This is a genomic window from Methylobacterium sp. 142-1Y (assembly GCF_057747795.1).
Genome location: NZ_CM173224.1, coordinates 5,325,183 through 5,351,651 on the forward strand (window position 1 = coordinate 5,325,183; position 26,469 = coordinate 5,351,651).

At 70.3% G+C, this 26,469-nt stretch carries 23 protein-coding genes, 1 other RNA gene and 1 pseudogene; 18 read left to right on the forward strand and 7 right to left on the reverse strand.

The window, feature by feature from the left end; translation table 11 throughout:
- Positions 1 to 204: 204 nt before the first annotated feature.
- Positions 205 to 1,590, forward strand: coding sequence for a polysaccharide biosynthesis/export family protein (locus AC3AOF_RS24480; protein ID WP_236988397.1), 1,386 nt, complete (start codon positions 205 to 207; stop codon positions 1,588 to 1,590).
- Positions 1,591 to 1,838: 248 nt separating this feature from the next.
- On the opposite strand, the gene AC3AOF_RS24485 is transcribed toward AC3AOF_RS24480, so the two are convergent.
- Positions 1,839 to 2,168 carry a hypothetical protein gene (locus tag AC3AOF_RS24485; RefSeq protein ID WP_236992669.1) on the reverse strand — a complete coding sequence of 110 codons (330 nt, stop codon included), beginning with the start codon at positions 2,166 to 2,168 and terminating at the stop codon, positions 1,839 to 1,841.
- Positions 2,169 to 2,323: 155 nt separating this feature from the next.
- On the opposite strand from AC3AOF_RS24485, the gene AC3AOF_RS24490 reads away from it, so the two are divergent.
- The 4 genes from AC3AOF_RS24490 (at position 2,324) to AC3AOF_RS24505 (ending at position 6,857) form a co-directional block, all read left to right on the forward strand.
- Entirely contained in the window at positions 2,324 to 3,544 is a 1,221-nt protein-coding gene (locus AC3AOF_RS24490) for a GNAT family N-acetyltransferase (RefSeq protein WP_236988396.1), read from the forward strand.
- Between the two features lie 84 nt (positions 3,545 to 3,628).
- Positions 3,629 to 4,990: a serine hydrolase domain-containing protein gene (locus AC3AOF_RS24495; RefSeq protein ID WP_488346742.1), complete on the forward strand. Its 1,362-nt coding sequence runs from the start codon at positions 3,629 to 3,631 to the stop codon at positions 4,988 to 4,990.
- 117 nt (positions 4,991 to 5,107) lie between these two features.
- Positions 5,108 to 6,277 (forward strand): M20 aminoacylase family protein, encoded by a 1,170-nt coding sequence (locus AC3AOF_RS24500; protein WP_488346743.1) that lies wholly within the window; start codon positions 5,108 to 5,110, stop codon positions 6,275 to 6,277.
- A gap of 148 nt (positions 6,278 to 6,425) precedes the next feature.
- Complete coding sequence (locus tag AC3AOF_RS24505; RefSeq protein ID WP_236988393.1) at positions 6,426 to 6,857, forward strand: HIT family protein; 432 nt, start codon at positions 6,426 to 6,428, stop codon at positions 6,855 to 6,857.
- Between the two features lie 115 nt (positions 6,858 to 6,972).
- Here AC3AOF_RS24505 and rpsD read toward each other — a convergent pair whose 3' ends face one another.
- The 3 genes from rpsD to murI all read right to left on the reverse strand — a co-directional run bounded on the left by rpsD (position 6,973) and on the right by murI (position 9,470).
- Positions 6,973 to 7,590: a 30S ribosomal protein S4 gene (rpsD, locus tag AC3AOF_RS24510; RefSeq protein ID WP_048433566.1), complete on the reverse strand. Its 618-nt coding sequence runs from the start codon at positions 7,588 to 7,590 to the stop codon at positions 6,973 to 6,975.
- 178 nt (positions 7,591 to 7,768) lie between these two features.
- Entirely contained in the window at positions 7,769 to 8,581 is an 813-nt protein-coding gene (locus tag AC3AOF_RS24515; RefSeq protein WP_488349047.1) for an alpha/beta hydrolase, read from the reverse strand.
- Positions 8,582 to 8,594: 13 nt separating this feature from the next.
- Positions 8,595 to 9,470, reverse strand: a complete 876-nt coding sequence (gene murI / locus AC3AOF_RS24520; protein ID WP_236988392.1) for a glutamate racemase — start codon at positions 9,468 to 9,470, stop codon at positions 8,595 to 8,597.
- 222 nt (positions 9,471 to 9,692) lie between these two features.
- Here murI and egtB point away from each other — a divergent pair, with 222 nt between their 5' ends.
- The 4 genes from egtB to AC3AOF_RS24540 all read left to right on the forward strand — a co-directional run bounded on the left by egtB (position 9,693) and on the right by AC3AOF_RS24540 (position 13,496).
- The gene (egtB, locus tag AC3AOF_RS24525; RefSeq protein ID WP_488346744.1) at positions 9,693 to 10,958 is read left to right on the forward strand and encodes an ergothioneine biosynthesis protein EgtB; all 1,266 of its coding nucleotides are present in this window, start codon (positions 9,693 to 9,695) and stop codon (positions 10,956 to 10,958) included.
- A gap of 62 nt (positions 10,959 to 11,020) precedes the next feature.
- Positions 11,021 to 12,001 (forward strand): L-histidine N(alpha)-methyltransferase, encoded by a 981-nt coding sequence (gene egtD / locus AC3AOF_RS24530; protein WP_488346745.1) that lies wholly within the window; start codon positions 11,021 to 11,023, stop codon positions 11,999 to 12,001.
- Positions 12,002 to 12,008: 7 nt separating this feature from the next.
- Positions 12,009 to 12,704, forward strand: coding sequence for a VWA domain-containing protein (locus AC3AOF_RS24535; RefSeq protein WP_236988389.1), 696 nt, complete (start codon positions 12,009 to 12,011; stop codon positions 12,702 to 12,704).
- A 39-nt stretch (positions 12,705 to 12,743) separates the two neighbouring features.
- Positions 12,744 to 13,496 (forward strand): DnaJ domain-containing protein, encoded by a 753-nt coding sequence (locus tag AC3AOF_RS24540; RefSeq protein ID WP_236988388.1) that lies wholly within the window; start codon positions 12,744 to 12,746, stop codon positions 13,494 to 13,496.
- 225 nt (positions 13,497 to 13,721) lie between these two features.
- On the opposite strand, the gene AC3AOF_RS24545 is transcribed toward AC3AOF_RS24540, so the two are convergent.
- The gene (locus tag AC3AOF_RS24545; RefSeq protein ID WP_488346746.1) at positions 13,722 to 15,200 is read right to left on the reverse strand and encodes a D-alanyl-D-alanine carboxypeptidase; all 1,479 of its coding nucleotides are present in this window, start codon (positions 15,198 to 15,200) and stop codon (positions 13,722 to 13,724) included.
- Between the two features lie 328 nt (positions 15,201 to 15,528).
- Here AC3AOF_RS24545 and AC3AOF_RS24550 point away from each other — a divergent pair.
- The 4 genes and pseudogenes from AC3AOF_RS24550 to AC3AOF_RS24565 form a co-directional block, all read left to right on the forward strand.
- Positions 15,529 to 15,855: pseudogene (locus tag AC3AOF_RS24550) on the forward strand (phasin family protein); the annotation flags it as partial.
- Between the two features lie 417 nt (positions 15,856 to 16,272).
- Positions 16,273 to 16,656, forward strand: coding sequence for an ATP-dependent Clp protease adapter ClpS (gene clpS, locus AC3AOF_RS24555; protein ID WP_048443496.1), 384 nt, complete (start codon positions 16,273 to 16,275; stop codon positions 16,654 to 16,656).
- A gap of 37 nt (positions 16,657 to 16,693) precedes the next feature.
- On the forward strand, positions 16,694 to 19,171 hold the full coding sequence (gene clpA / locus AC3AOF_RS24560; RefSeq protein WP_236988386.1) for an ATP-dependent Clp protease ATP-binding subunit ClpA: 2,478 nt from the start codon (positions 16,694 to 16,696) through the stop codon (positions 19,169 to 19,171).
- 198 nt (positions 19,172 to 19,369) lie between these two features.
- On the forward strand, positions 19,370 to 19,642 hold the full coding sequence (locus AC3AOF_RS24565; RefSeq protein ID WP_236988385.1) for a hypothetical protein: 273 nt from the start codon (positions 19,370 to 19,372) through the stop codon (positions 19,640 to 19,642).
- A 1,139-nt stretch (positions 19,643 to 20,781) separates the two neighbouring features.
- Here AC3AOF_RS24565 and AC3AOF_RS24570 read toward each other — a convergent pair.
- Positions 20,782 to 21,429 (reverse strand): SspB family protein, encoded by a 648-nt coding sequence (locus AC3AOF_RS24570; RefSeq protein WP_236988384.1) that lies wholly within the window; start codon positions 21,427 to 21,429, stop codon positions 20,782 to 20,784.
- Positions 21,430 to 21,472: 43 nt separating this feature from the next.
- Positions 21,473 to 21,838: a transfer-messenger RNA gene (ssrA, locus tag AC3AOF_RS24575) on the reverse strand.
- Here ssrA and AC3AOF_RS24580 point away from each other — a divergent pair.
- The 5 genes from AC3AOF_RS24580 to hflC all read left to right on the forward strand — a co-directional run bounded on the left by AC3AOF_RS24580 (position 21,821) and on the right by hflC (position 26,439).
- Positions 21,821 to 22,612 (forward strand): CPBP family intramembrane glutamic endopeptidase, encoded by a 792-nt coding sequence (locus AC3AOF_RS24580; RefSeq protein ID WP_488346747.1) that lies wholly within the window; start codon positions 21,821 to 21,823, stop codon positions 22,610 to 22,612. The genes ssrA and AC3AOF_RS24580 overlap by 18 nt on opposite strands.
- A 156-nt stretch (positions 22,613 to 22,768) precedes the next feature.
- Positions 22,769 to 23,563 carry a thymidylate synthase gene (locus AC3AOF_RS24585; RefSeq protein ID WP_236988382.1) on the forward strand — a complete coding sequence of 265 codons (795 nt, stop codon included), beginning with the start codon at positions 22,769 to 22,771 and terminating at the stop codon, positions 23,561 to 23,563.
- A gap of 2 nt (positions 23,564 to 23,565) precedes the next feature.
- A complete protein-coding gene (locus tag AC3AOF_RS24590; RefSeq protein ID WP_488346748.1) occupies positions 23,566 to 24,054 on the forward strand; it encodes a dihydrofolate reductase in 489 nt (162 codons plus the stop codon).
- Positions 24,055 to 24,292: 238 nt separating this feature from the next.
- Positions 24,293 to 25,522: an FtsH protease activity modulator HflK gene (hflK, locus tag AC3AOF_RS24595; protein WP_488346749.1), complete on the forward strand. Its 1,230-nt coding sequence runs from the start codon at positions 24,293 to 24,295 to the stop codon at positions 25,520 to 25,522.
- Positions 25,519 to 26,439, forward strand: a complete 921-nt coding sequence (gene hflC / locus AC3AOF_RS24600; RefSeq protein ID WP_488346750.1) for a protease modulator HflC — start codon at positions 25,519 to 25,521, stop codon at positions 26,437 to 26,439. Before hflK ends, hflC begins: the two co-directional genes overlap by 4 nt.
- Positions 26,440 to 26,469 lie beyond the last annotated feature (30 nt).

Here is a 26,469-nt window from a genome sequence, read left to right on the forward strand (position 1 = left end):
TGGGAGGCTGCGCCGTGGCGCCGGACGGCCGAGGGTCTGCGGCATTCACCGGCAAGGTCCTGCATCAGGACGAGCCCGCACCGGCCATGAGCCCGCACCGGCCATGAGCCTGCACCGGCAACGAGCCCGGCGCCGTGCCGGCCGGCCTGTCGGGACGAGAGGTTTCGGCGACAGATTCTTTTGGGACGAGAAGGCCTGATCCGCATGCGAGCCGCACAAAGTCTTCCCGCCTCCCTCCGGTGCGGGCTCCTCCTCGGCGCGTTCTGCCTGCCGGCCGGGTTCGCGGGCGCGGCGAACGGGCCGCGTCCGGCACCCGCCGCCCCGCCGGCTCCTGCACCGGTCGCCGCCAGCACCCCGTCGAATTTACTTCCCGGCTACGCCCTCGGGCCGCTCGACCGCATCCGGCTGCGGGTGTTCGAGTGGCGGGCGAGCCGCGACGAGATCTTCGCCTGGACGGCGCTCAACGACGAGTTCACCATCGGGGCGGACGGCACCCTGTCCCTGCCGATCATCGGCGACATCCCGGTGGCCGGCCTGCCGACCCGGGAGGTCGGCCGGCTGGTCGCCCGGCGCCTGCGCGACCGGATGGACCTGGCCGATCCGCCCGACACCGCGGTCGAGATCGCCGTCTACCGGCCGTTCTACATCAGCGGCGCCGTCGACAAGCCGGGCGAATACGCCTTCCGGCCGGGGCTCACGGTGGGCAAGGCGGTGGCGCTCGCCGGCGGACCGCCGCGGGTCACCGATGGCGGGCTCCTGCGCCTGGAACGCGACGCGATCACCGCACGGGGCGATCTCGCCGGCCTGCACAAGGACCGCGACCAACTCACCCTGCGGCTCGCCCGCCTCGCCGCCGAGCGCGACGACAAGCCCAAGATCGAGCTGCCGAAGGAACTGACCGGGCGGCCGGATCCGGGCCTGTTGGCGCTCATCGACCGCGAGACCTCGATCTTCGAGGCCCGCCGCAAGGCGCTGGCGACCCAGGTCGACGCCATCGAGGACCTCAAGCGCTTCCTGCGCCAGCAGATCGACGCGCTGAACGGCCAGCTCGCCACCATCGATACCCAGATCAAGCTGATCGCCACCGAGATCCGCAGCAACGAGCAGCTCGCCGAGCGCGGGCTGGCGACCCAGCAGCGCACCATCGCGTCCGGCCGCTCGATGGCCCAGATGGAGAGCGAGAAGCTGCGCACCACCACCGACCTGCTGCGCGCCCGCGAATCGATCTCGCGGGCCGACCTCTCGATCCTCGACCTGCGCAGCCGGCGCGCCACCGAGGTCACCGCGGAGGCGCGCGACACCCAGCGCCAGCTCGAGCAGCTGAAGCCCCGGATGGAGGTGGCCGAGCGGCTGATCCTCGAGGCCGAGGTCTCGGCCCCGCGCTTCCTCACCGACCGCGCCCAGGCCCGCCGCGCCAAGCCGACCTACCGCGTCAGCCGCCAGGCCGGCACGGGCGTGCAGGAGATCGGCGCCGACGAGACCATGGCGCTGATGCCGGGGGATTCCGTGAGCGTCGAACTGCCCAACATCGACCTGCCGGCGGTGTCCTGGCCGGCGCCGCGGACGGGGGCGATGACGTCGTTAAACTAGGGGGCCGTTGTCTGAGGAGCGACGAAGCTTTTCTTGCCGCGAGAGTAACTATAGATCTCCGCGTCATTCCGGGGCCGCGCAGCGGAGCCCGGAATCCAGAACCGCGGAGGGTTCAGGATAGAGCGGACGGCGTCACGCTCTCTTCTTTATCACCTGAGGGTCTGGATCCCGGGCTCCGCTGCGCGGCCCCGGGATGACCCTGTGCGGTGGGACGGTTGCGTCCTTCCGGTGGCGGATTCCATGCCGGATTACCGGCCGCGCCACCACGCGACGACCCGCGTCCACTTGTCCTCCAGCCAGCGGGCCGAGCGCTCCAGCGACGGCTTCATGCCCGGCAGGTCCTCGCTCAGGAGGGCGAGGCCGAGCGGCAGCATCCACAGGCCGAAGACCGGCAGGACCGCCAGGAAGCCGCCGAGGATCAGCAGGATCGCCGCCGGAATCCGGACCCAGCGCCGGGACGGGGCCCGCAGCCAGGCGATCGCATCGCCCACCCGCTTCGGCAGCAGGTCGAGCAGCCGGGCGATCCGGTCGTCCCAGGCCTGCGCGAGCGGGTTTGGGGAACCTTGCGGGTTCGGCATCGCCGTCGGGACGCGCGGGCGCGTCGTGGTGTCGTCGTCCATCATGGTGAGATACAAATCAGCAAAGCGGCCCGAGAGTTCCGCCTGGGTTCCGTCGCTCCTGCGAGGCCGCGCCGCATTGCCGAGCCGCCGGCCGCGACCTAACTCCGGTCACCATGGAACAGACCGGCGAAGCAGGGTGCGGCGCCACCCCGGAGACGGGCACCTTGCAGGTCCGCGTCGTCCAGCGCATCTCCGAGATCGCGGCGGCCGCGTGGGACCGCTGCGCGCTCTCGGCCGAATCGCTTTCTGGCGCGGCCGAGAGCTACAACCCCTTCGTCAGCCACGCCTTCCTGTCGGCGCTGGAGGATTCCGCTTGCGTCGGCGGCCGCACCGGCTGGCTGCCGCTGCACGTCGCCGCCGAGCGCGATGGCCAGGTGATCGGCTATGCGCCCTGCTACCTGAAGTCCCATTCGCAGGGCGAGTACGTGTTCGATCACGGCTGGGCCGACGCGTTCGAGCGTGCCGGCGGCCGTTACTACCCGAAGCTCCAGGTCAGCGTGCCGTTCACGCCCGTCACCGGCCCGCGCTTCCTGATCGCCCCGGGCGAGGACCCGGACGAGGCCACCGCCGCCCTGGTCGCGGGCCTGCGGGCGTTGCGCAAGCAGGTCGAGGCCTCCTCGATCCACGCGACATTCCTGCCCGAATCCGAGGCCGAGCGGGCGGGCGATCTCGGCTTCCTGCGCCGGGTCGACCAGCAGTTCCACTGGGACAATGCGGGCTACGCCACCTTCGACGATTTTCTCGGAGCATTGGCCTCGCGCAAGCGCAAGGCGATCAAGCGCGAGCGCCGCGATGCGCTGGCCGCCGGGCTCACCATCGAGTGGGTCACCGGCTCGGACCTGACGGAGGCGCATTGGGACGCCTTCTACCGGTTCTACGTCGATACCGGCTCGCGCAAATGGGGCCGGCCCTACCTCAACCGGCGCTTCTTCTCGCTCATCGGCGAGCGGATGCCGGAGCGCATCCTGCTGGTGATGGCCAAGCGCGAGGGGCAGTACGTGGCGGGCGCCATCAACCTGATCGGCGACCGCGCCCTCTACGGCCGCAACTGGGGCTGCATCGAGGATCACCCCTTCCTGCATTTCGAGGTCTGCTACTACCAGGCGATCGACTTCGCGATCGCCCGCGGCCTCGCCCGGGTCGAGGCGGGGGCGCAAGGCGAGCACAAGCTCGCCCGCGGCTACCGCCCGGTCATCACCCACTCGGCCCACGACATCGCCGATCCGTCTTTACGCGCGGCCATCGCCGATTATCTCGCCCGCGAGGCGCGCCACGTCGAGGCGGCGGCCGAGGCCCTCGACGAGGCCACGCCGTTCCGCAAGGGCGACGACTGACGGCGCCGTAGCGTCCCGCCGTTCCGGCAGCTACGCTCCTCCCACGGGGCCCGGCAAGAGGCTCCGGTTCGGGAGATAGACACCATGCGCAAGAGCGAGGGAGGACGCGGGCGCGCGTCCCGCCGGTTCCTGCTGGGCTGCATCGGGGCATTCGTCACCGCGCTCGCCACCCCGGCCTTCGCGGATCAGGCCCTGAGGCCGCGCGGCGGCGAGGCCCTGGCGCCGGCCCGGCCGGAGGAGGTCGGGCTGTCCTCCGAGCGCCTCGGCCGGATCAAGCGGGTCATGGAGGAGGAGGTCGCGGCCGGCCGCCTGCCCGGCGCCGTGGTGATGATCGCCCGGCGCGGGCGTCTCGCCTATGCCGAGAGCGTCGGCTTTCGCGACAAGGCCGCCGGGGCGCCGCTACCTCAGGACGCGATCTTCCGCATCTACTCGATGACGAAGCCGCTGACCTCGGTTGCCGCGATGACGCTCATGGAGGACGGCCGGCTCCAGCTCACCGACCCGGTCTCGAAATACCTGCCCGAGTTCAAGGACCTGAAGGTGGCGGGCACCCGCCCCAACGCGCTCGGCGAGGCCGCGCCCGATCTGGTGGTGCCTGAGCGCGCGCCCACAATCCAGGATCTCCTGCGCCACACCGCCGGCCTCGCCTATGGCGAGATCACCACCAACCCGGCGGTGAAGGCGGCCTATGCCAAGGCCGGGCTGTTCAAGCCGGATTTCGACTACAACACCACCGACCTCACCCCCGAGGAGTTCACCAGCCGGATCGCCGGCGCACCGCTCGCCTACCAGCCCGGCACGGTCTGGCAGTACAGCCTCGCCGTCGACGTGCTCGGCCGCGTGGTCGAGAAGGCGTCGGGCCAGCGCCTCGGCGATTACCTGGCCGAGCGGGTGCTGCGGCCGTTGAAGATGAGCGAGACCGGCTTCTCGGTGCCGGCCGACAAGGCGGGGCGGATCGCCCAGGCGCTGCCGACCGATCCCGCCACCGGCGCGCCGAACCGGCTGATCGACGGCGCGGTGCCGAAGAACGATTCCGGCGGGGCCGGCGGCTACGGCACGGCGGCCGATTACCTGCGCTTCGCGCAAGCGATGCTCGACGGCGGCAGCCTCGACGGCGCCCGGGTGCTCAGCCGCACCAGCGTCGAATTGATGACCGCCGACCATCTCGGCGACCGGATCAAGCCGGTGGTCGGCCCCGGCGAATTGCTGATGGGCGTGCCCGGCTACACCTTCGGCCTCGGCTTCATGGTGCGGAAAGACGCGGGCATCGCCGGCGTGCCGGGCTCCAAGGGCGAATTCATGTGGGCGGGCTATGCCGGCACGTTCTTCTGGGTCGATCCCAAGGAGGACCTGGCGGTGGTGATGATGACCCAGGCGCCGGGACCGAGCCGGGCCTTCTACCGGCGCGAGATCAAGCAGCTCGTCTACGGCGCCATCGCCGATTGAGCGGTCGCCGGGGGCGCGGGTATGCATCCGCGCCCCTGGACTCGCGAGTGACGACACCGGAGGATGCGCCCCGTCCGGCCCGCATCCCGGGTCGCAAGTCCGGAGCGCCTTCGCCGCATGTCCCCGATCGACCGCATCGCCGCCGACCTCGACGCGCTCACCGCCATCCGGCGCGACTTCCACGCCCATCCCGAGCTCGGCTTCGAGGAGGTGCGCACCTCCGGCATCGTGGCGGACAAGCTCGCTTCCTGGGGCATCGAGGTGCATCGCGGGATCGGCCGCACCGGCGTCGTCGGCGTCCTGACGGGACGCGGCACCAGCACCCGGCGCATCGGACTGCGCGCCGACATGGACGCGCTGCCGATCGAGGAGGCGACGAACCTCCCCTACCGCTCGACGGTGCCGGGCAAGATGCACGCCTGCGGCCATGACGGCCACACCACGATGCTGCTCGGCGCCGCCAAGTACCTCGCCGAGACCCGCGACTTCGACGGTACGGCGGTGTTCATCTTCCAGCCCGCCGAGGAGGGACTGGGCGGCGCCCGCGCGATGCTGGCCGACGGGCTGTTCTCGCGCTTCCCCTGCGACGAGGTCTACGGCCTGCACAACAACCCGGGCGGGCGCTTCGGCGAGCTGTCGGTCCGGACCGGTGCCGCGATGGCGGCAGCGGACTTCTTCGACATCCGCATCGTCGGCCGCGGCGCCCACGGGGCGCAGCCGCATCGCGGCGTCGATCCGGTCGTGGTCCAGGCCGCCCTGGTCCAGGCGCTCCAGACGATCGTCAGCCGCAACGCCGACCCGCTGCAATCGGCCGTGCTGTCGATCACCCAGGTCCATGCCGGGGCGGCCTACAACGTGATCCCGGAGGAGGCCCACCTCGCCGGCACGATCCGCACCTTCGACGACGGCATCCGCGCCCTGGTGGCCCAGCGCCTGCGCGAGATCGCGGCCGGCATCGCGGCGACCTTCGGGGCCGAGATCGTCGTCGACATCCGCAACATCTTCTCGGTCCTGCGCAACAGCGAGGCCCAGACGCGGGCCGCCGCGGAGATCGCCACCGAGCTGTTCGGGGCGGCCAAGGTCGACACGGCGCCGGAGCCCAAGATGGGCAGCGAGGATTTCGCCGACATGCTGCTCGCCGTGCCGGGCACCTATGCCTGGCTCGACGGCAAGGCCGGGGCCGCCGTCCACAATGCATCCTACGACTTCGACGACGCGATCATCCCGCTCGGCGCAGCGTATCTGGCGCGGCTGGTCGAGCGGCGTTCGGCGGCGGCGGCCGGCTGACCCGGTTCCGGCTGAAGGGGCGTTCGGATAAGGTCCGGCGACGCCCTCGCCCTGCGTCATCCCGGGTTCCGCGTCGCGGCCCCGGGACGACCGGGCGGGTGGCGCGATCGGCCCGCGAACCGATCCGAGTCCCGACAGGAACGATGCGATGACGGACACCGCCTACGACCCGCAGAACATCTTCGGCAAGATCCTGCGGGGCGAGATCCCCTGCCACAAGGTCTACGAGGACGCGCACGTCATCGCGTTCATGGACGTGATGCCCCAGGCCGACGGCCACACCCTGGTGGTGCCCAAGACGCCGAGCCGCAACCTCCTCGATGCGGACCCGACCACCCTCGGCCACCTCTACGCCGCGGTCCGGACCGTGGCCCGGGCCGCCAAGGCCGCCTTCGCGGCCGACGGCGTCGCGGTCTACCAGTACAACGAGGCGGCGGCCGGCCAGACCGTGTTCCACCTCCACGTCCACGTCCTGCCCCGGCACGAGGGCGTCGCGCCGCGCCGCCACGTCGACGGCATGGCCGATCCGGCCGTGCTGGCCCAGCACGCGGAGCGGATCCGGGCGGCGCTCGGGGATTGACGAGCCGACATCCCCGGCCCGCGGTGCATGCGGGGGATTTTGCGCCAAGCCTGAAAAAGAAAAGCCGCCCTCTCGGGCGGCTTTCCAAAAGCTCTCGGTTCTCGGCGTCGCGCAACTAGCGCGAGTAGAACTCGATGACCAGGTTCGGTTCCATCTGCACCGGGTACGGCACCTCGGACAGGGTCGGCACGCGGGTCATGCGCGCGGTCATCTTGCCGTGGTCGACCTCGATGTAGTCGGGCACGTCGCGCTCGGCGAGCTGGCTCGCCACCACGACGATCTCGAGCTGCTTGGAGGATTCCTTGATCTCGATCACGTCGTCGGGCTTGACGAGGTAGCTCGGGATGTTGACGCGCACGCCGTTCACCCGGATGTGGCCGTGGTTCACGAACTGGCGGGCGGCGAAGGGGGTCGCCACGAACTTCGAGCGGTAGACCACCGCGTCGAGGCGGCGCTCGAGCAGGCCGACCAGGTTCTCGCCCGAGTCACCGCGCAGGCGGATCGCCTCGGCGTAGTAACGGCGGAACTGCTTCTCGGTGATGTTGCCGTAGTAGCCCTTGAGCTTCTGCTTGGCGCGCAGCTGCGTGCCGAAGTCGGACATCTTGCCCTTGCGGCGCTGGCCGTGCTGGCCCGGGCCGTACTCGCGGCGGTTCACGGGGCTCTTCGGGCGGCCCCAGATGTTCTGGCCCATGCGGCGATCGAGCTTGTGCTTCGCCTGAACGCGTTTCGACATCGCGTGTCCTCTAGAAATGCATCACGTCGTGAGAGGAACGCGCCCTCCTCCCCCCGTAAACCGGGGCGACAGAGCGGCCGTGACGAGCCGCTCGCGGGTGCGCAAAATGTTTCGGGGCCCCGAACCGGAGCCCCGCGAACCGGGCGCTCTTAGGCGACAAAGCTTACTTGGTCAAGAGTCAGGGGCCCGGTCGGAACCGCGCCGCGGCCTCGTCGTCCCGGCTGCCGAGGATCGAGACGTGGTCCCCTGGCACCTCGACGAACTCGGCCTTGGCGGCGCGCGCGAGGCGCGCGCCGTACTTGGCGGGGATCACCGGGTCGGCATCGCCGTGGACGATCAGGATCGGCACCGAGACGGCGCCGATGATCCGGTCGGAGTGCCAGGTATCGGACAGGAGGCCCGTCGGCAGGAGCCGGAAATGGTGGCGTGCCATCGCGGTCATCGAGTCGAACGGCGCCTCGAGATAGAGGCCGAGCATGCCCGACGCGCCGGCCCGGGCCGCCACCGCGACGGCGACCGCGGCGCCCAGCGAATGGCCGTGCAGCAGCACCGGCACCCCCGGCGCGAGGCGGCGCGCCTCGGCGAGCGCCGCGAGCCCGTCGGCGATCAGGCCGGCCTCGCTCGGGCTCCCCGTCGAGCCCGGATAACCGCGATAGGCCGGCGCCATCACGCCCCAGCCCTGCGCCCGCCAGGGCCCGGCGGCGAAGCGCTCGGCGTGCCATTCCGGCAGCGAGGCGTTGCCGTGGAACGTCACCACCACGCCCGCGCCGGGGGCCGGCGGCAGCCAGAGGGCGCGCAGGCGCTCGCCGTCCGGCGTCGGGACGGCGATCGTCTGGAGGTCGGGCGGCAGGCGGGCGCCGGTCGCCGGGACCGGACCGCCCTGTCCCGGATAGAGGAGGCCGCGCTGGAACCACCAGAACGCCGCCACGACGGCGCCGTACAGGACGAGGACCACGAGCAGCAGGCCGGCCGCCACCCGCATCAGGGTCACGGGGCTCAAGCCTCTACTGGAGGACGAGCGGCATCGCCTCGACGGCGAGTTCGGCGACGCCCCGGTCACCGAGCGCCGCGCGCAGGGCCGGCGTCAGCCGGTCGCCGGAGGTGAAGGCGGCGAGCACCGGACCCGGGATGTCGTCGACGAGGTTCCGGGAAGGACCGCCGATCAGCTGGGTCATGCGCCGGGCGATCGCCGGGGCGGGGTCGATCCAGGTCACCGGCCAGGGCGCGATCGCCTGATAGCGAGCGAGCAGCAGCGGGTAATGGGTGCAGGCGAGCACCACCACGTCGGTGCGTCCCGCCTCGCCCTCGACGAAGCAGGGTCCGATCTCGGCCCAGAGGTCGGCGTCCGAGACCGGCAGGCCGGAGAGCGCCGCCTCGGCGAGCGCCGCCAGCCCCGTCGCCCCGACGAGGGTGACCCGGCAGCCCGCCGCGTAGGTGTCGATCAGGTCGCGGGTATAGTCGCGGCGCACGGTGCCGGGCGTGGCGAGCACGCTGACGTACCCTGAGCGGGTCGCGGCCGCCGCCGGCTTGATCGGCGGCACGGTGCCGACGAACGGGATGTCGAAGCGCTGCCGCAGGGCCGGCAGCACCAGGGTCGAGGCGGTGTTGCAGGCCACCACCACGAGGTCGGGGGCGTGAACTGAGATCAGCCGCTCCATGACGGCGAGCACGCGGGCCACCAGCACCGGCTCGGCGAGGCCGCCATACGGGAAGGCGGCATCGTCGGCGGCGTAGACCACCCGGGCATCGGGCCGGGCGCGCCGCACCTCGGAGAGCACCGTGAGGCCGCCGAGGCCGGAATCGAACACGAGGACCACGGGGGCACGGGTGATCGGCGCCAGGGGCGCCGCGGCAGTGCCGGCCATCAGATCGAACCGCATGGGAGGTCTTGACCGAGAGGGATGGAAGGTTGCCGGCGAGAGTCCGGCGCGATCGTTAAGGCTTGGTCACTGCGGCGGCAAAAAGGCCCCGCTTCTCCTGCAACGCACAAGCGGCCGGGCCGGCGCCCGCCTCAAGCTGCGCGGTAACGCCGCGCTGGAGAAACGGATTCCCCTGACCAACGTTGATCGTGAACGATCCGTCTACGCATGAGGGATGATCCGATGGCAGCGACCGCGACCGCCCAGGTCCTCGACATGCGACACGAGACGCGCCCCGCCTTCCCTCCGCCGCCCGCCGATGCCCGCCCGGTCGATCGGGGCGCCTGGATCGCGGCCTTCCGCCATGTCCGCGACGAGTCTGAGCGCCGCGCCGCCCCGTTGTCCCCGGAGGACCAGCAGATCCAGTCGATGCCGGATGCGAGCCCGACCAAGTGGCACCGCGCCCACACGACCTGGTTCTTCGAGCAGTTCCTGCTGAAGGCCATGGTGCCGGGCTACACCGTCTTCGACGAGCGATACTTCTACCTGTTCAATTCCTACTACGTGCAGGCGGGCCCGCGCGCGCCGCGGATCAGCCGCGGTCTCGTCACGCGGCCGACCTGCGACGAGGTCGCGGCCTACCGCGCCCATGTCGACCGCCAGGTCGCCGACCTGATCGCCGGTGCCCCCGAGGCGCAGGTGTCGGAGATCGTCGCCATCGTGGAGATCGGCCTGCACCACGAGCAGCAGCACCAGGAGCTGATGCTCACCGACATCCTGCACGCCTTCGCCCAGAACCCGCTGCTGCCGGCCTATGACGAGGGCTGGCGCTGGCGCGCCCTGTCGCAGCAGCCGGGCCGGGTGGCGCTCGACGGCGGCGTGACGCAGATGGGCCATGCGGGCTCCGGTTTCCATTTCGACAACGAGGAGCCCCGCCACGACGTGCTGCTGCGGCCGGTCGAGATCGACCGCGCCCTCGTCACCAACGGCGAGTGGCTCGAATTCATGCAGGATGGCGGTTACGCCAAGCCCGAACTGTGGCTCTCCGACGGGTTCGTAGCCGTCCAGAACGAGGGCTGGGAGGCGCCGGGCTACTGGCGGCGCCAGGACGGAGTGTGGTCGAGCATGACGCTGGCCGGCCTCAAGCCCGTCGATCCGGCCCTGCCGGTGACCCATGTCAGCTACTACGAGGCCGACGCCTTCGCCCGCTGGGCCGGGCGCGACCTGCCGACGGAGGCCGAGTGGGAGGCGGCCTGCGACTCCCTCGACGCCGCCTTCGGCCATGTCTGGCAATGGACCCGCAGCGCCTATTCCGCCTATCCGGGCTACCGGCCGCTGCCGGGCGCGCTCGGCGAGTATAACGGCAAGTTCATGGTCAGCCAGTTCGTGCTGCGCGGCTCCTCCGTGGCGACGCCCGCGGGCCACAGCCGGCCGACCTACCGGAACTTCTTCTATCCCCACCAGCGCTGGCAGTTCACGGGCCTGCGTCTATCTCGATACCAAGCCTGAGGCGTGATCCGCCTCGATCCGGGTGCCGCGACGGCGCCCGCCCGATTTCGGAGTGCCTGCCCGTGAACGCCCCGCTTCCCCATCTCGAACAGAGCCCCGCACGCATCGACCGGACCTTCCTCCAGGACGTGATAGCGGGCCTGCGCGCCCCGCAGAAGCATCTTTCGGCCAAGTATTTCTACGACCGGCGCGGCTCGGATCTGTTCGAGCAGATCACCCGGCTGCCGGAATACTATCCCACCCGGACCGAACTCGCGATCCTCGACCAATACGGCCCCGAGATCGCCGCCGGGCTGCCGCCGGGCGCGGCCCTCGTCGAGTTCGGCAGCGGCTCCACCGCCAAGGTACGCCGCCTGCTGCCGCACCTCACCGATCTCGCCTCCTACGTGCCGATCGACGTCTCGGAGGAGTTCCTGCGCAGCGAGGCCGAGGAACTCGGCCGCGACTTCCCGCGCCTGCGGGTCGAGCCGGTGGCGGCGGACTTCACCAGGCCCGTCACCCTGCCCGACGACCTGCGGGACGCGCCCAAGGTCGGCTTCTTCCCGGGCTCGACGATCGGCAATTTCGAGCCCGAGATCGCCGCCGCGCTCCTTGGCAGCTTCGCCCGGACGCTCGGGGCCGGGGCCACGCTCGTCGTCGGCATCGACCTCGTGAAGGACAAGGCGGTGCTGGACGCGGCCTACGACGACGCCGCCGGTGTGACGGCAGCCTTCAACCTCAACCTGCTCACCCGCATCAACCGCGAACTCGGCGCCGATTTCGACCTCGACGGCTTCGCCCACCAGGCCTTCTTCGACGAGAATCTCGGGCGGATCGAGATGCACCTGGTGAGCCGGCGCAGCCAACTCGTCACCGTGGCGGGCGTACCGTTCCACTTCGCCTCCGGCGAGACGATCCACACCGAGAACAGCTACAAGTACACGGTGCCGGGCTTCCGGGCGCTGGCCCGCGGCGCCGGCTGGGAGCATGCCCGGGTCTGGACCGATCCGGAGGCGCTTTTCTCGGTCCATGCGCTGACCTCCAGCAGCATCCGGCGGCACTGACCGGCGGATGGCCGGGTCCGACCTCGACCGGGCGCGGGGTGCGGCGGTCGACGCCTTCCTGGAGACGGCGCGGCAGGTCGCCGCGCCCGTCGGCGATGCGCCGCGGCTGATCTTCGCGCTGGACGCCACGATGAGCCGGCAGCCGACCTGGGACCTCGCCTGCGGGGTCCAGGCCGGGATGTTCGAGGCGACGGCCCGGCTCGGCGGCCTCGCGGTGCAACTCGTCTATTTCCGGGGTTTGTCGGAGTGCCGGGCCTCGCGCTTCGTTTCTGACGCCCGCGCGCTCACCGGCCTGATGCGGGCGGTGACCTGCCAGGGCGGCCAGACCCAGATCGGCCGGGTCCTGCGCCACGTCCGCAACGAGGCCGGGCGCGGCCCGGTCAAGGCCCTGGTGCTGGTCGGCGACGCGATTGAGGAGGACATCGACGACCTCTGCGGCGTCGCCGGCGAACTCGGCCTCCTCGGGCTGCCGGCCTTCTGCTTTCACGAAGGGCCTGACCCGACGGTCGCCGCCGGATTTTCCGAGATCGCCCGGCTGAGCGGCGGCGCCTCGGCGCGGTTCGATCTCACGGCGCCGGAGGTGCTGGCGGCGCTCCTGCGCGCCGCGGCGATCTACGCCACCCGGGGACTCGACGGATTGCGCCTGGCCGCGCATGAGGATGCGGCGGCGCGCCGGCTCCTCGTCGGCATGACCGGCGGGTAGACACGACCCTTTCGCGCGTTTGAGGGTGATGGACAACGCATGATCGCCCTCGGCCTCGGTGTCCTGGTCCTCGTCGGCCTGTGGTGGCTCGGCCGCCACTACGCGAATGCGAATCCCCAGACGATCGCCCGGGTGATCCGCCAGGCCGGCGGCTGGCTGGCCCTGGCCGCGGCCGCCCTCCTGTTCCTACGCGGACGCTTCGACATGGCCGGCGCGCTCGGCCTCGGCGGCGCCTGGCTGCTCGGCTGGCGCCAGGGCTCCCCCCTGCCCTTCGGCCTGGGACGGATGGGCAATTTCGGCGGCCGGTTCGGCCTCGGCAATGCCGCGCCGCGGGCCGATGCCGTCTCGCGGGTGCGCTCCGCCCTGTTGGAGATGGAGCTGGATCACGCCAGCGGCGCGATGCGCGGCACGGTGCTTACCGGGCCGCTCGCCGGCCAGGCCCTCGACGGCCTGGCCCTGCCGCGCCTCGTCGCGCTCCTGTCCGAGTGCCGCATGGGCGACCCGGACGGCGCCCGGCTGCTAGAGGCGTATCTGGACCGCCGGTTTGCCGGATGGCGCGTAGACGCTGAGGCTGACCGCGACCCGGGGCCGCGCGGTGCGGCGCAGCCAGGGCCGATGACGGAGGAGGAGGCCTATCAGATCCTGGGGCTTCAGCGCGGGGCGCCCCTCGAGGAGGTGCGCCGGGCGCACCGGGCCCTGATGAAGCGGCTTCACCCGGACCAGGGCGGGTCCGACTACCTGGCGGCCCGCGTCAACGCGGCCAAGGACTTTCTGCTCAACCGACATCGCTGATACTCCACGCGCGTGTCGACGACGCCGCGGCAGGGACGCACCGCGGCAGGGGATGTTTGAGAATTTTCCGGTTGTTACGGGCGCATACGTGTTGGCGTTGCGCGCCTCCCCTCCCCCTTATGGGGAGGGGTATGGGGGTTGGGGGTGGTGCAGGAGGCACCGCAGCGCTCAATCCTGCACCACCCCCACCCCTGACCCCTCCCCACAGGGGGGAGGGGAAATTTGCTAGCTCCGGGTCGCGAAGCAGGTGAAGCCGTTGCGCTTGAGCGCCCGGCAGGCATCCTGCGCGGCCTCCGCCTCCGAGAAGCCGGAGAAGCGGGCGCGGAACAACGTGGTGCCGCCATGGGTCACCTTCTCGGTGAAGGGCGCCGCCTTGCCGAGCGCCCCACCGCTGCGCTGGCGCGCCTCGGCGAGCATCGACTTCGCCTTGCCCTCGTCGTCCATGGCGCCGAGCTGGATCACCCAGGGCGTCACCGTGACGGCCTTCGCGGCGGGCGCGGCGGCTTCGCGCGGGGCCCGGGCCTCGCCGGGCTCGGAGGCCGGCAGGCGCGAGGCGTATTTGGCCCCGGCCGCCGGGAAGGCGGCAGCGGGGGCCGGCGCATAGGCCTGAGCGCTCGCCGGCACCGCGCCGAGACCCGCGCGCCATTTCGTCGACGATTGCGGGGTGGCGCCGCCGCGGGGCGCGATGTCGAGGGGCTGGCCGGTGGAGTTGGTGGTCTCGACCGCATCGTCCTCGTCGGCGGAGGCCACGAGGGTGCGGGTCGCGACCGGGCGCTCGGCGACCACGGCGGGACGCGGCCGCTCGGCCACCTCGACCACCGGCGGCGCCGTGCGGGCGCCCGCATAGGCCACCGGCAGGTTGGCCCGCACGAGCTTGGTCATGATGGTGTCGCGGCTCGCCACCGACTTGCCGCCGAGCACCACCGCCACGATGTGGCGCTCGCCGATGCGGGCCGAGGTCATCAGGTTGAAGCCCGAATCGCGGGTGTAGCCGGTCTTGATGCCGTCCACGCCCTCGACCCGGCCGACCAGGTGGTTGTGGTTGCCGATCACCCGGCCGTGGAAGGCGAACGAGCGGGTCTGGAAGTAGCGGTAATATTTGGGGAACCGCTCCTGGATCGCCCGGGCGAGGATCGTCAGGTCGCGGGCGGTGGTGATCTGGTCGGCGTCGGGCAGGCCCGAGGCGTTGGCGTAGTGGGTGCGGCTCATGCCGAGCGCATGGGCCTTGCGCGTCATCATCTCGGCGAAGGCGGCCTCCGAGCCGGCGATGTTCTCGCCGATGGCGCAGGCGATGTCGTTGGCGGACTTGGTCACCAGCGCCTTGATCGCCTCCTCGACCGTCACGGTCGAGCCTGCGCGCACGCCGAGCTTGGAGGGCGGCATCCGCGAGGCGTTGGCCGAGACCGTCAGCGGCGTGTCGAGGTCCATCTTGCCGCGCTCGAGCTGCTCGAACAGCAGGTAGAGCGTCATCACCTTGGTTATCGAGGCCGGGTGGCGCAGGGCGTCCTCGTTGACCGCGTGCATCACGCGGCCGGTCTTGGCATCGACCACCATCGCCGCGTAGGGCGGGTTGTAGCCTCCGCCGCCGCCGTGATGGGCGCGCCGGCGCGCCTCGGCGGGCGAGGCGGTGAGCGCCGTCAGCACCGCCGCGGCGGCGAGCACGGCCGGCAGCGCGGGTCCAGATTGGCCGTGAACGCAACGCATCACGCAGATACCCCACTCGATGGAAAGGGCGCCTGCGACAGCGGCGACGCCCTGGACCGACCGCGCCCCGCGACGAACGGCGTGGCGCATCGGCATCACTGTCAATCAGGCTAGGGAGGCTCGGTTACGCCCCGGTTAACCGGCGACGAATTCCGATGCTCGGATTCGCGTCATTGTGCAACGCACAATTCTCTCTTGACGAATTTTGTGCGCTGCACATATTGCGAGGCAGCGGGGCGCGACGCGCGGGCTGCCCTGCCGAAGCCCTGAATGCCGCGCGAGGAGGGGCGCCTCCCGGAGGCGTCACCAGACCATGAACCAGCAGACCATCAGCCAGCAGGCCGAAGCCGCCCAGAAGTTCGGCAAGGACGGCATGGACGCGATGCTGCGCAGCTTCGGCACCCTGTCGAAGGCCAGCCAGGCGATCGCCGTCGAGGCGACCGACTTCGCCAAGCAGTCCTTCGAGCTCGGCACCGCCACCCTCGAGAAGCTCGCCGGCGTGCGCTCGCTCGACAAGGCGGTCGAGATCCAGACCGAGTACATGAAGACCTCCTACGAGCGTCTCGTGGCCCAGACCACCAAGATGACCGAGCTCTACCAGAACCTCGCCAAGGAGATGGCGAAGCCGTACGAGGGCTTCGTCGCCAAGGCCCAGGAGCAGGCCTTCAAGGCCCAGGACCGCGCCTTTGCGTCGGCCAAGGACGGTCTGAAGAAGGTCGAGGACGAGGCCGCCAAGGTCCAGTACGCCGCGTAAGTCGGGCGTCACGCGAGGGCGGGCGGACAAGGCTGCCGCCCTCGCGACCCATCGAGACCGCGATCGCGACCGGCACGGGACCCCGTGCCGGTCGCGCGCGTTTCGGGCCCCCCCGCGAGGGGACTGCACGCCCCGCGGGGGGCCTGCACGACAAGAGCGCGCAGCCGACTGGCGAAGCGCCGACTCGGCCTATAGATTAGGCTCGGCACCGGCAGCCGACGTGATAGGCTGCCGGTCCGCGTCACACCCCGACCCTCTCGCGCGAGAGAGGCCGGTGCGGTTTGTCGCGGTCGCCAGAGCGAGGTCGGTACGATTCAGATGGCTCAGGTCCCGAGGCAGGGAGAACCCTCCACCAGGCCGGTCGCGGCCAATCCCCGCGCCCCCGGGAACGGCAACGGCGACGGGCGATCGGGAACGGCCGTGATCACGCGGACGAAGCCGCGCACCAAGCGGCCCAACCTCTACCGCGTGCTGCTCCTCAACGACGACTACACCCCGATGGAATTCGTGGTCCACGTGGTCGAGCGATTCTTCAACAAGTCGCGCGAGGATGCGACCCGCATCATGCTCCACGTCCACCAGAACGGCGTCGGCGAGTGCGGCATCTTCACCTACGAGGTCGCGGAGACCAAGGTGACGCAGGTCATGGACTTTGCGCGGAAACACCAACATCCTCTGCAATGCGTCATGGAAAAGAAATAAGCGCCAACCAAGACAGGCACCAGCAAAGAGGCCCGCTTTGCCCAGCTTCTCACGCAGCCTAGAACAAGCTCTTCACCGCGCCCTGGCGCTGGCCGGCGAGCGCCGACACGAATACGCCACGCTCGAGCATCTCCTGCTCGCCCTGGTCGACGACCAGGACGCGGCGGCGGTCATGCGGGCCTGCAATGTCGACGTCGACCTCTTGAAGCGCAACCTCGTCGAGTACATCGACACCGAGCTCGCCAACCTCACGGGCGACGGCCGGCAGGACGCCAAGCCGACGGCGGGATTCCAGCGCGTGATCCAGCGCGCGGTGATCCACGTGCAGTCCTCGGGGAGAGAGGAGGTCACCGGCGCCAACGTGCTGGTGGCGATCTTCGCCGAGCGCGAGAGCCACGCCGCCTACTTCCTGCAAGAGCAGGACATGACCCGCTACGACGCGGTCAACTACATCAGCCACGGCATCGCCAAGCGCCCCGGCCTGTCCGAGGGCAAGCCGGTGCGCGGCGCCGACGAGGAGGGTCCGACGGAACGTCCGAGCGGGGCCGAGGACGAGCGCGGCGGCCAGAAGAAGAAGGGTGACGCGCTCGATGCCTACTGCGTCAACCTCAACAAGAAGGCCCGCGAGGGCAAGATCGACCCGCTGATCGGCCGCGAGACCGAGGTCCAGCGCACGATCCAGGTCCTGTGCCGCCGGCAGAAGAACAACCCGCTGCTCGTCGGCGATCCCGGCGTCGGCAAGACCGCGATCGCGGAAGGGCTCGCCCGCAAGATCATCCAGCACGAGGTGCCGGAGGTCCTGGCGGACGCAACCGTCTTCTCCCTCGACATGGGCACGCTGCTTGCCGGCACCCGCTATCGGGGCGACTTCGAGGAGCGCCTCAAGCAGGTGATGAAGGAGATCGAGGCGCATCCCAACGCCATCATGTTCATCGACGAGATCCACACGGTGATCGGCGCCGGTGCAACCTCGGGCGGCGCGATGGATGCCTCGAACCTGCTCAAGCCGGCTTTGGCCTCCGGGTCCTTACGCTGCATCGGCTCGACCACCTACAAGGAGTACCGCCAGTACTTCGAGAAGGATCGGGCGCTCGTGCGCCGCTTCCAGAAGATCGACGTCAACGAGCCGTCGATCCCGGATGCGATCGAGATCCTCAAGGGCCTGCGCCCCTCCTTCGAGGAGTTCCACAAACTCAAGTACACGACCGAGGCCGTGAAGGCCGCGGTCGAGCTGTCGGCCCGCTACATCAACGACCGCAAGCTGCCGGACAAGGCGATCGACGTGATCGACGAGACCGGCGCCTCGCAGATGCTGGTGCCGGAAGGCCGCCGCAAGCGTACGATCGGCGTCAAGGAGATCGAGGCGACCATCGCCACGATGGCCCGGATCCCCCCGAAGACCGTCTCGAAGGACGACGCGGAGGTGCTGGCGCATCTCACCGACAACCTGAAGCGGGTGGTCTACGGCCAGGACGCCGCCATCGACGCGCTCACCGCCTCGATCAAGCTCGCCCGGGCGGGCTTGCGCGATCCCGACAAGCCGATCGGCGCCTACCTGTTCGCCGGCCCGACCGGTGTCGGCAAGACGGAGGCGGCCAAGCAACTGGCGTCGAGCCTCGGCGTCGAGATGCTGCGCTTCGACATGTCGGAATACATGGAGCGGCATACCGTCTCACGGCTGATCGGCGCCCCTCCGGGCTATGTCGGCTTCGACCAGGGCGGCCTCCTCACCGACGGCATCGACCAGCACCCGCATTGCGTGCTGCTGCTCGACGAGATCGAGAAGGCCCACCCGGACCTGTTCAACATCCTGTTGCAGGTGATGGACCACGGCAAGCTCACCGACCATAACGGCAAGCAGGTCGATTTCCGCAACGTCATCATCATCATGACGACGAATGCGGGCGCGGCCGACCTCGCCAAGGCGGCGTTCGGCTTCACGCAGAACAAGCGCACCGGCGACGACCAGGAGGCGATCAACCGCCTGTTCGCCCCGGAATTCCGCAACCGCCTCGACGCGACCGTGTCCTTCGGCCATCTGCCGAAGACCGTCGTGGCCAAGGTCGTCGACAAGTTCGTGCTCCAGCTCGAGGCGCAGCTCGCCGACCGCAACGTCACCATCGAACTCTCCGACGAGGCGCGGGACTGGCTGGTCGAGAACGGCTACGACGAGGCCATGGGCGCCCGCCCGATGGCCCGCCTGATCCAGTCGACCATCAAGACCCCGCTCGCCGACGAGGTGCTGTTCGGCAAGCTCAAGGACGGCGGCGCCGTCCGGGTGATCGTCAAGCGGCCCGACGGCGAGAAGCCGAGCCTCGGCTTCGTCTTTCCGGCCGGCCCGGTGATGCCGCGCCCCGAGAAGGACGTGACGGACGCGACCAAGAAGGCGGCCAAGAACGCCGCGAAGAAGCAGAAGCGCCCGCGCGCCGCGCCGAAGAAGCCGAAGGATGGCGGCTCGGGCGGCGGCGAGGGCGGGGTCCGCACGGTGCCGAAGGTGCCGCTGGTTCGGGCCTGATCCCGGCGGATCGAGGGGCGAAGCCCCTCGATCCCGACCCGCCTCCCGTGTATGAGGCTCATCCGAGACGCGCATCCCGGCGGGGCCTCCCCCGCCGGGATGCGCATTTGAGGCCCCGGCTCCTTGAGCTGCCGCGGGGCGATGGATGGACACGCGAGGGTTCGTAAGCCCTCGCGTCAGAGGACGTGAGAGAATCCCATGAGCGGAGATCTCAACGAGGGGCCCCTCGCCCCGGCCGCGACGGTGACCCCGCCCTCCCCGAAACTGACCGGGCGCGAGAAGCGCCGGCAGCGCCGCCGCCGTCGCAAGATCGGCGAGGAGATCCTGGGCTGGATCCTGGTGCCGGTGATCCTGTTCGCCTGCTACTGGTCGGTCAATGCAGGCTTCGCCTTCTTCGGCACGACGCCGAGCGCGGTATTCGACCAGCTGAAGCAGGTGAAGACGGCTTTGGAGAAGCGGGAATCGCGCTGAGTGGGGGCGACCGCCGTCGGACGGTGCCTGTCGCGTGCTCCCGTCGTGAGTCCATGCCGCTGTCTGGACCAATGGTCCGGCGCGCTCGCCACGATCTCTCGATGGTCATCCCGGGGCTCGACGAAGTCGAGAGCCCGGACCTGATGGGACGCGCAACACAATCTAGAATCGCTGACGGTGCAGGGCGAGTTGGAATGCGGCCCGGCCCCTTCTAAAATCTCGGCGATTATAGCGTCTGTGTTCTGCTGCACGTGCGGTGCATGACAATGACGTGCGGCCAAGGTCAGCTGAACAACGCTCGTTCAGCTCAATACTGATGGTATTTGATGCTTTTTCGGTCGCAAGGCTTCCCCAGCCCAACCCTCCCCCGCAGAGGCAGGGCTGTCCGGGGAAAGGGATGGCGCGCCTCCCCTCTCCCGTGTGGGAGAGGGGCCGGGGGTGAGGGTGACACGCTTCCGTGTAGAGCGCTGAACGTGGTGCTGGCAGCGGGACGGTCCGAGGCTTCTGTGGAACCGTAGCACCCTCGCGCGATCTTCGATCACCCCTACCCCTCTCCCACACGGGAGAGGGGATCCCGCGCCTGGTTTTGAAAGGGATTTTCCCCGGACAGCCCCGCCGCGGTCGGGGAGAGGCCTGAGCTCCGAAGAGGCTCAGGGAGCAGCGAACCGCAGGTTCGCAGCGATGGTGAGGAGGTGTTTCCGGAGGAGACTCTTCCGGCGAGACCCCCTCACCCTCGCTTCGGCTGCGCCTCCGCTTGCTTCATCCCCGACAAGGGGGATGAAGCCCTCTCCCCGCCCGCGGGGAGAGGAGATTACCCGCGCTCTTCTTGTCCCCGGACAGCCCTGCACAGAGGGGGGAGGGTTCCGTGCGCGGCGGCCGTCGCTCTCGCACTGCGCGACCTGCTGTGTCGCGTGCCGTACGCTGCGCAACGCCGGGATCACGATGGAGGGGCTGAGTTCAGTCGGCTCGCTCGAACAGGCCCTGAACCGCCGCGCGCCACTTTACACCGACGCGGAGTCGGTACGCGACCGCAACGGCCTGACCGAAGATCGATCGCGTGTCCGCGCAAGGCACGCGCCCGCGGGCGGGCCTCATGCTTCACTCCCGCGAACCCGGAAGGGCGAAACCGCCCTCGCGCGTCAGCTCTTCTTGCGGAACGCGTCCAGGCTGACCACCGAGGCGCCCTCCTGCGGGGCATCGGTGCGCTCGGCGGCCTCGTCGGGCTTCGCCTCGCTATCGGACTCGTCCTTGCCGGTCGCGTCCTTGCCCTGCGGCTTGGCCTCGGCCTTGGCGGCAGGCACGATCTTCGGCAGGTTGCTGCCGATCGCCGGGATCTTCGGCAGCGCCTCGCTCGGCTCGGAGCCGGCACCGCGGATCGCCCGCAGGGAGGTCGTGCCGGCCGGTGCCGCATCCTCGGTCGAGGCCGTGCCGTCGTTCAGCTCGAACTTGAGACCGAACTGCACCGAGGGGTCGAAGAAGCCGGTCACCGCCTCGAACGGCACTAGCAGCCGCTCCGGCACGCCGGAGAAGGACAGGCCGACCTCGAAGGTGTGCTCGGTGACGCCGAGGTCCCAGAACTGATGCTGCAGGACGATCGTCATGTCCTGCGGGTATTTTTCCCGCAGGCGCTGCGAGATCCGCACGCCGGGATAATCGGTCCGGAACGAGACGTAGAAATGGTGCTCGCCGGCCAGGCCGTCGCGTGCCGCATCGCCCAGTACCTTGCGCACGACGTTGCGCAGGGCATCCTGCACCAGGAGATCGTAGCGAATCAGATCGTCTGCCATCAACCGTTGCCTGGCGCCGCATCGCTCGCGGGGAGGGAATTCGAGTGGAGGCTTCTGTTGCCAGGTGCCTCCGAACCCCGCCTATGCAGTGCTACCCGCTAGGACTTCGTTTGGTATTGGGGACCGCTTACGCGGCCACCGCCACCGGAGCAAAGTTGTCGTTGGCAACTATTGCATTGGCCCGATAACGGCGGAACCATGCCGAGCGAAAGCTCTACCTTTACGCCCTCGTCGATCCTATTTCGCCCCCGCCGAAGCCCGAACCGAACGGGCCGTTCCGGGCTTGGGTGGAGGCGCCGGGTACCGCCCCCGGGTCCGATAGGTTTATTCCGAAGAACGTTTATCGCCATAGCCGGCCTCGCGACCGGCAAGGGGGAATATAGAGGGTCCCGTGCCGCTTTTGAAGCCCGCCCCGCACCATTCTGCGACCGTTTCGCGAAGTGATGCGCCGGCGCCATCCGGACCCGCCGGTTCCCGATGGCGCGAGCCCTGGCTCGGCGTCGCCGCCGCGATCCTGCGGGCGGTGCTGCTCCAGCTCGCCGCCTTCGGCTTCGTCCTCGCGGCGGTGGCCGGGCTCGGCCGCCTGCCCGCCCTGCCGCCGGGCCTCCTGCCCTTCCCGTCCCTGAGCGGGAACGAGCGGGCCGTGCTCGCCCTCACGGTGCTGCCGCATGCGGCCCTGGCGCTCCTGCTCCTCGCGGCGATCCGCCTGCGCCCCGGCAAGCCTCTCGGCTTTACGCGACCCGCCCTGCCCCGCCGCGCCGCCTGGCTCCTGCTTGCCTGGCCGCCGCTCCAGGTCGCCTGGACGGCCGGGCTGCTGCTGCTCTCTGGGCAGATGCCCGTCCGGGCCTGGCGCCTGTCGCCCTTCCTCTCCGGCGAGGTTTTTCTGGCCTGGACGCTCTGGCTGGTGGTGCTGGCGCCGCTCGCCGAGGAGATGCTGTTTCGCGGCGACCTGTTCGGGCGCCTGGCGCGACACCTCGCCCCGGCGGCGACGGTCGCCGTGGCGACGGCAGTGTTCGTGCTCTGCCATGCCGAGCGGGGCCTGTTGCAGCCGGTCTCGGTCCTGCCCCTCGGGGTGGCGCTCGGGCTGATGCGGCTCTGGACCGGGAGCCTGTGGCCCTGCATCGCGCTCCACGCCGCGAGCAACGGCGCGGTGGTGCTGGCGCGGGTGTGGAGTACCGGCTGATTCTCGAATCCGGCGCTGCGATTCGGCCCGGGGACGCGTTATCGTGCCGACCTTGCGCGGCCGGGAACCGTTTTTCCGGCCGGGCACAGGTCAGAGTTGGAGCCCGCCGGGCGCCGCGCGGCGCCCCGGGCCGTTGTCACGCGGAGGATGTCCGCCATGCGCCCCTACCACGACCTCCTCCAGCGCATCCTCGACGACGGCGTCGAGAAGCACGATCGCACCGGGACCGGCACCCTGTCGGTGTTCGGCCACCAGATGCGCTTCGACCTCGCCGAGGGATTTCCCCTGGTGACGACCAAGCGGCTGCACCTGAAGTCGATCATCCACGAGCTGCTGTGGTTCCTGGCCGGCGACACCAACGTCGCGTATCTCCAGGCGAACGGCGTGACGATCTGGGACGAGTGGGCCGACGAGCACGGCGATCTCGGCCCGGTCTACGGCCGGCAATGGCGGAGCTGGGCCAAGCCCGACGGCGGCAGTGTCGACCAGATCGCCTGGGTGCTCGACGAGATCCGCCGCAACCCGGATTCGCGCCGGCTCGTCGTCTCGGCCTGGAACCCGGCCGACCTCGACCGCATGGCGCTCGCCCCCTGCCACTGCCTGTTCCAGTTCTACGTCGCGGACGGGCGGCTCTCGCTCCAGCTCTACCAGCGCTCGGCCGACGTCTTTCTCGGCGTGCCGTTCAACATCGCCTCCTACGCGCTCCTCACCCACATGATGGCGCAGGTGCTCGATCTCGCCCCCGGCGACTTCGTCCACACGCTCGGCGACGCGCATCTCTATTCCAACCACCTGACCCAGGCCCGCGAGCAGCTGTCCCGCGCGATCCGCCCCCTGCCCCGCCTGCGCCTCGACCCCTCGGTGCGCTCGCTGTTCGATTTCCGCTACGACGACATCGCGATCGAGGGCTACGACCCGCACCCGGCGATCCGGGCGCCGGTGGCGGTGTGACGATGGCTCCGCCCACCGTCACCCTGATCGTCGCCGTCGCGAGGAATGGCGTCATCGGCCGCGACAACGCACTGATCTGGCGCCTGCGCAGCGACCTGCGGCGCTTCCGCGCCCTCACCATGGGCAAGCCGGTGGTGATGGGGCGCAAGACCTGGGACTCGATCGGCCGGCCGCTGCCGGGGCGGCGGGTGATCGTCATGACCCGCGATCCCGCCTGGACGGCGCCCGACACCGAGCGGGCCTCCGGGTGGGAGGATGCCCTGCGCCTCGCCGCGGGAGCGGACGAGGTGATGGTGGCGGGCGGGGCCGAGATCTACGCGCTCGCCCTGCCTCATGCGGATCGCATCCACCTCACCGAGGTCGACGTCGCGCCCGAAGGGGATGCCCGTTTCCCCACGATCCCGCCGGATTTCCGCGAGGTCGCGGCGGAGGCGCATCCGGCCGGGCCCGAGGACGAGCACGGCTTCCGCTTCGTGACGCTCGCGCGGTGAGCCGGTGAGTCCCTGTTCCGATACGTCCGAGACGACGAATCCATCTCAAGTTCCCGGGTGCGGCGATGGAACTCCCGCAGCGGGGCACAAACCTTGAGAATTGGAGCCGCGCCGGTGGTTGCTTTCGCCGGGGGCTCAGCCGATATCGCTGAGGAGCGAGTGCCAGTGCAATGCGAGTGCCGCGCGGGACGCGAGAGACAGCGCGGGGCGTGCCGGCCGGGAAAGGACGTGGGCGAGCATGCCTTGGAGCAATCAGAGCGGCGGCAGTGGCGGTGGCGGCAACGGGGGCGGTCCCTGGGGCAATCGCGGCGGCAATAGCGGCGGTCCCTGGGGGGGCGGCTCCGGCGGCGGTGGCGGTGGCGGCCCGTGGGGCGGCGGGGGCTCGGGCGGCGGCAACCAGCCGCCGGACCTCGAGGACCTCTTGCGCCGCAGCCAGGACCGTCTGAAGACCCTGATCCCCGGCGGCGGCTCGGTCGGCACCAAGGGCGCGGTGCTGGCGGTGCTGGTCGTGCTGGTGCTGTGGCTGATGACCGGCTGGTACACGGTGCTGCCGAGCCAGGTCGGCATCAACACGGTGTTCGGGCGCTATACCGGCCAGTCCGGCGAGGGCCTGCGCTGGAACTTCCCCTACCCGGTCGGCGCGGTGGTCAAGCCGAATGTCGGCGAGTCGCGCAGCATCCAGATCGGCTACCGCTCGGGCGTCGGCGCCCAGCGCTCCCGGGACGTGCCCGAGGAGAGCCTGATGCTCACCGGCGACGACAACATCGTCGACATCGACTTCGACGTGCAGTGGCGCGTGAACCCGGCCAAGGCCGAGGATTTCGTGTTCAACCTCCAGAACCCCGAGGGCACCATCAAGTCGGTGGCCGAGAGCGCGATGCGCGAGGTGGTGGGACGGCGCCAGATCCAGGCGATCCTGACCACCGAGCAGTCGAGCGTGGCGCAGGAGGTGCAGCAGATCATCCAGAAGGCGCTCGATTCCTACGGCGCTGGCGTGCTGATCAACGTGGTCCAGCTCCAGGGCGTGAGCCCGCCGGCCGAGGTGCGCCAGGCCTTCGTCGACGTGAACGCGGCCCAGCAGGACGCCGCCCGCGCCCGCAACGAGGCCGAGACCTATGCCAGCCGCGTGGTGCCCGAGGCCCGTGGCCGGTCCTCGCAGATCCAGCAGCAGGCCGAGGCCTTCAAGTCCCAGGCCACCGCCGAGGCGACCGGCCAGGCCGCGCGCTTCCGCGAGGTCTACGACTCCTACAAGCTCTCGCCCGCGGTCTCCCGCGAGCGGATGTTCCTCGACACCATGGAGAAGGTGCTGGGCGGCGTGAACAAGGTGATCATCGACCAGGGCGGCACGGCGGGTGCCGGTGCCGCGGCGGCCGGCGTGCTGCCGGTCCTGCCGCTGCAGGAATTCGCCAACACGGCCCGTCCGGGTAACGCTGCCCAAGGGAACTCGGCTCAGGGGAGCGCGCGATGAACGGCAACGCGCTTCGCACCGGCGCCGTCGTCCTCGGCGTCCTCGTCCTGGTGCTGGTCTACGCCGCGGCCTTCACCGTCGGCCAGACCCAGCAGGCCCTGGTGCTGCGGTTCGGCGGCGTCCGCACCGTCCTGAACCAGGCCGGCACCGACAAGCCGGGCCTGTACTTCAAGGTGCCGTTCGTCGAGAGCGTCGTGCTGTTCGAGAAGCGGCTGCTCGACCTCGACCTGCCGGTGCAGACCGTTCTCTCGGCCGACCGCCAGAACCTCGAGGTCGACGCCTTCGCCCGCTACAAGATCGTCGACCCGCTGCGCTTCTACCAGTCGGTGAACAACATCCAGGTCGCCAACCAGCGCCTGTCCAGCTTCACCAACGCGGCGATGCGCAACGTGCTCGCCAGCGCCTCGCGGGACGCGATCGTGCGGACCCAGCGCGAGGGCCTGATGAACCGCATCCAGGAGGACGTGAACCGGCAGGCGAAGAATCTCGGCATCGAGATCGTCGACCTGCGCCTGACCCGGGTCGACCTGCCGGCGGCGAACTCGCAGGCGGTCTACCAGCGGATGCGGACCGAGCGCGAGCGCGAGGCGGCGGATCTGCGCGCCAACGGCAACCAGGTGGCGGCGACCATCAAGGCCAAGGCCGACCGCGACGTGACCGTGCTCCTCGCCGAGGCGAACCAGAAGGCCGACCAGCTCCGAGGCCAGGGCGAGGCGGACCGCAACCGCATCCTCGCCGACGCCTTCGGGCAGGACCCGGACTTCTTCGCCTTCTACCGGTCGATGCAGGCCTACGAGAAGGGCCTGAGCGGGTCCGACACGCGGCTGGTGATCAGCCCCGGCTCGGAGTTCTTCCGCTACTTCAACGACCCGCAGGGGCGGGCCCGCCCCGCCGCGGCTCCGGCGGCCGGCCAGTAGGCCGGCGCCCCTCCGCCTCAGCGGACGCCG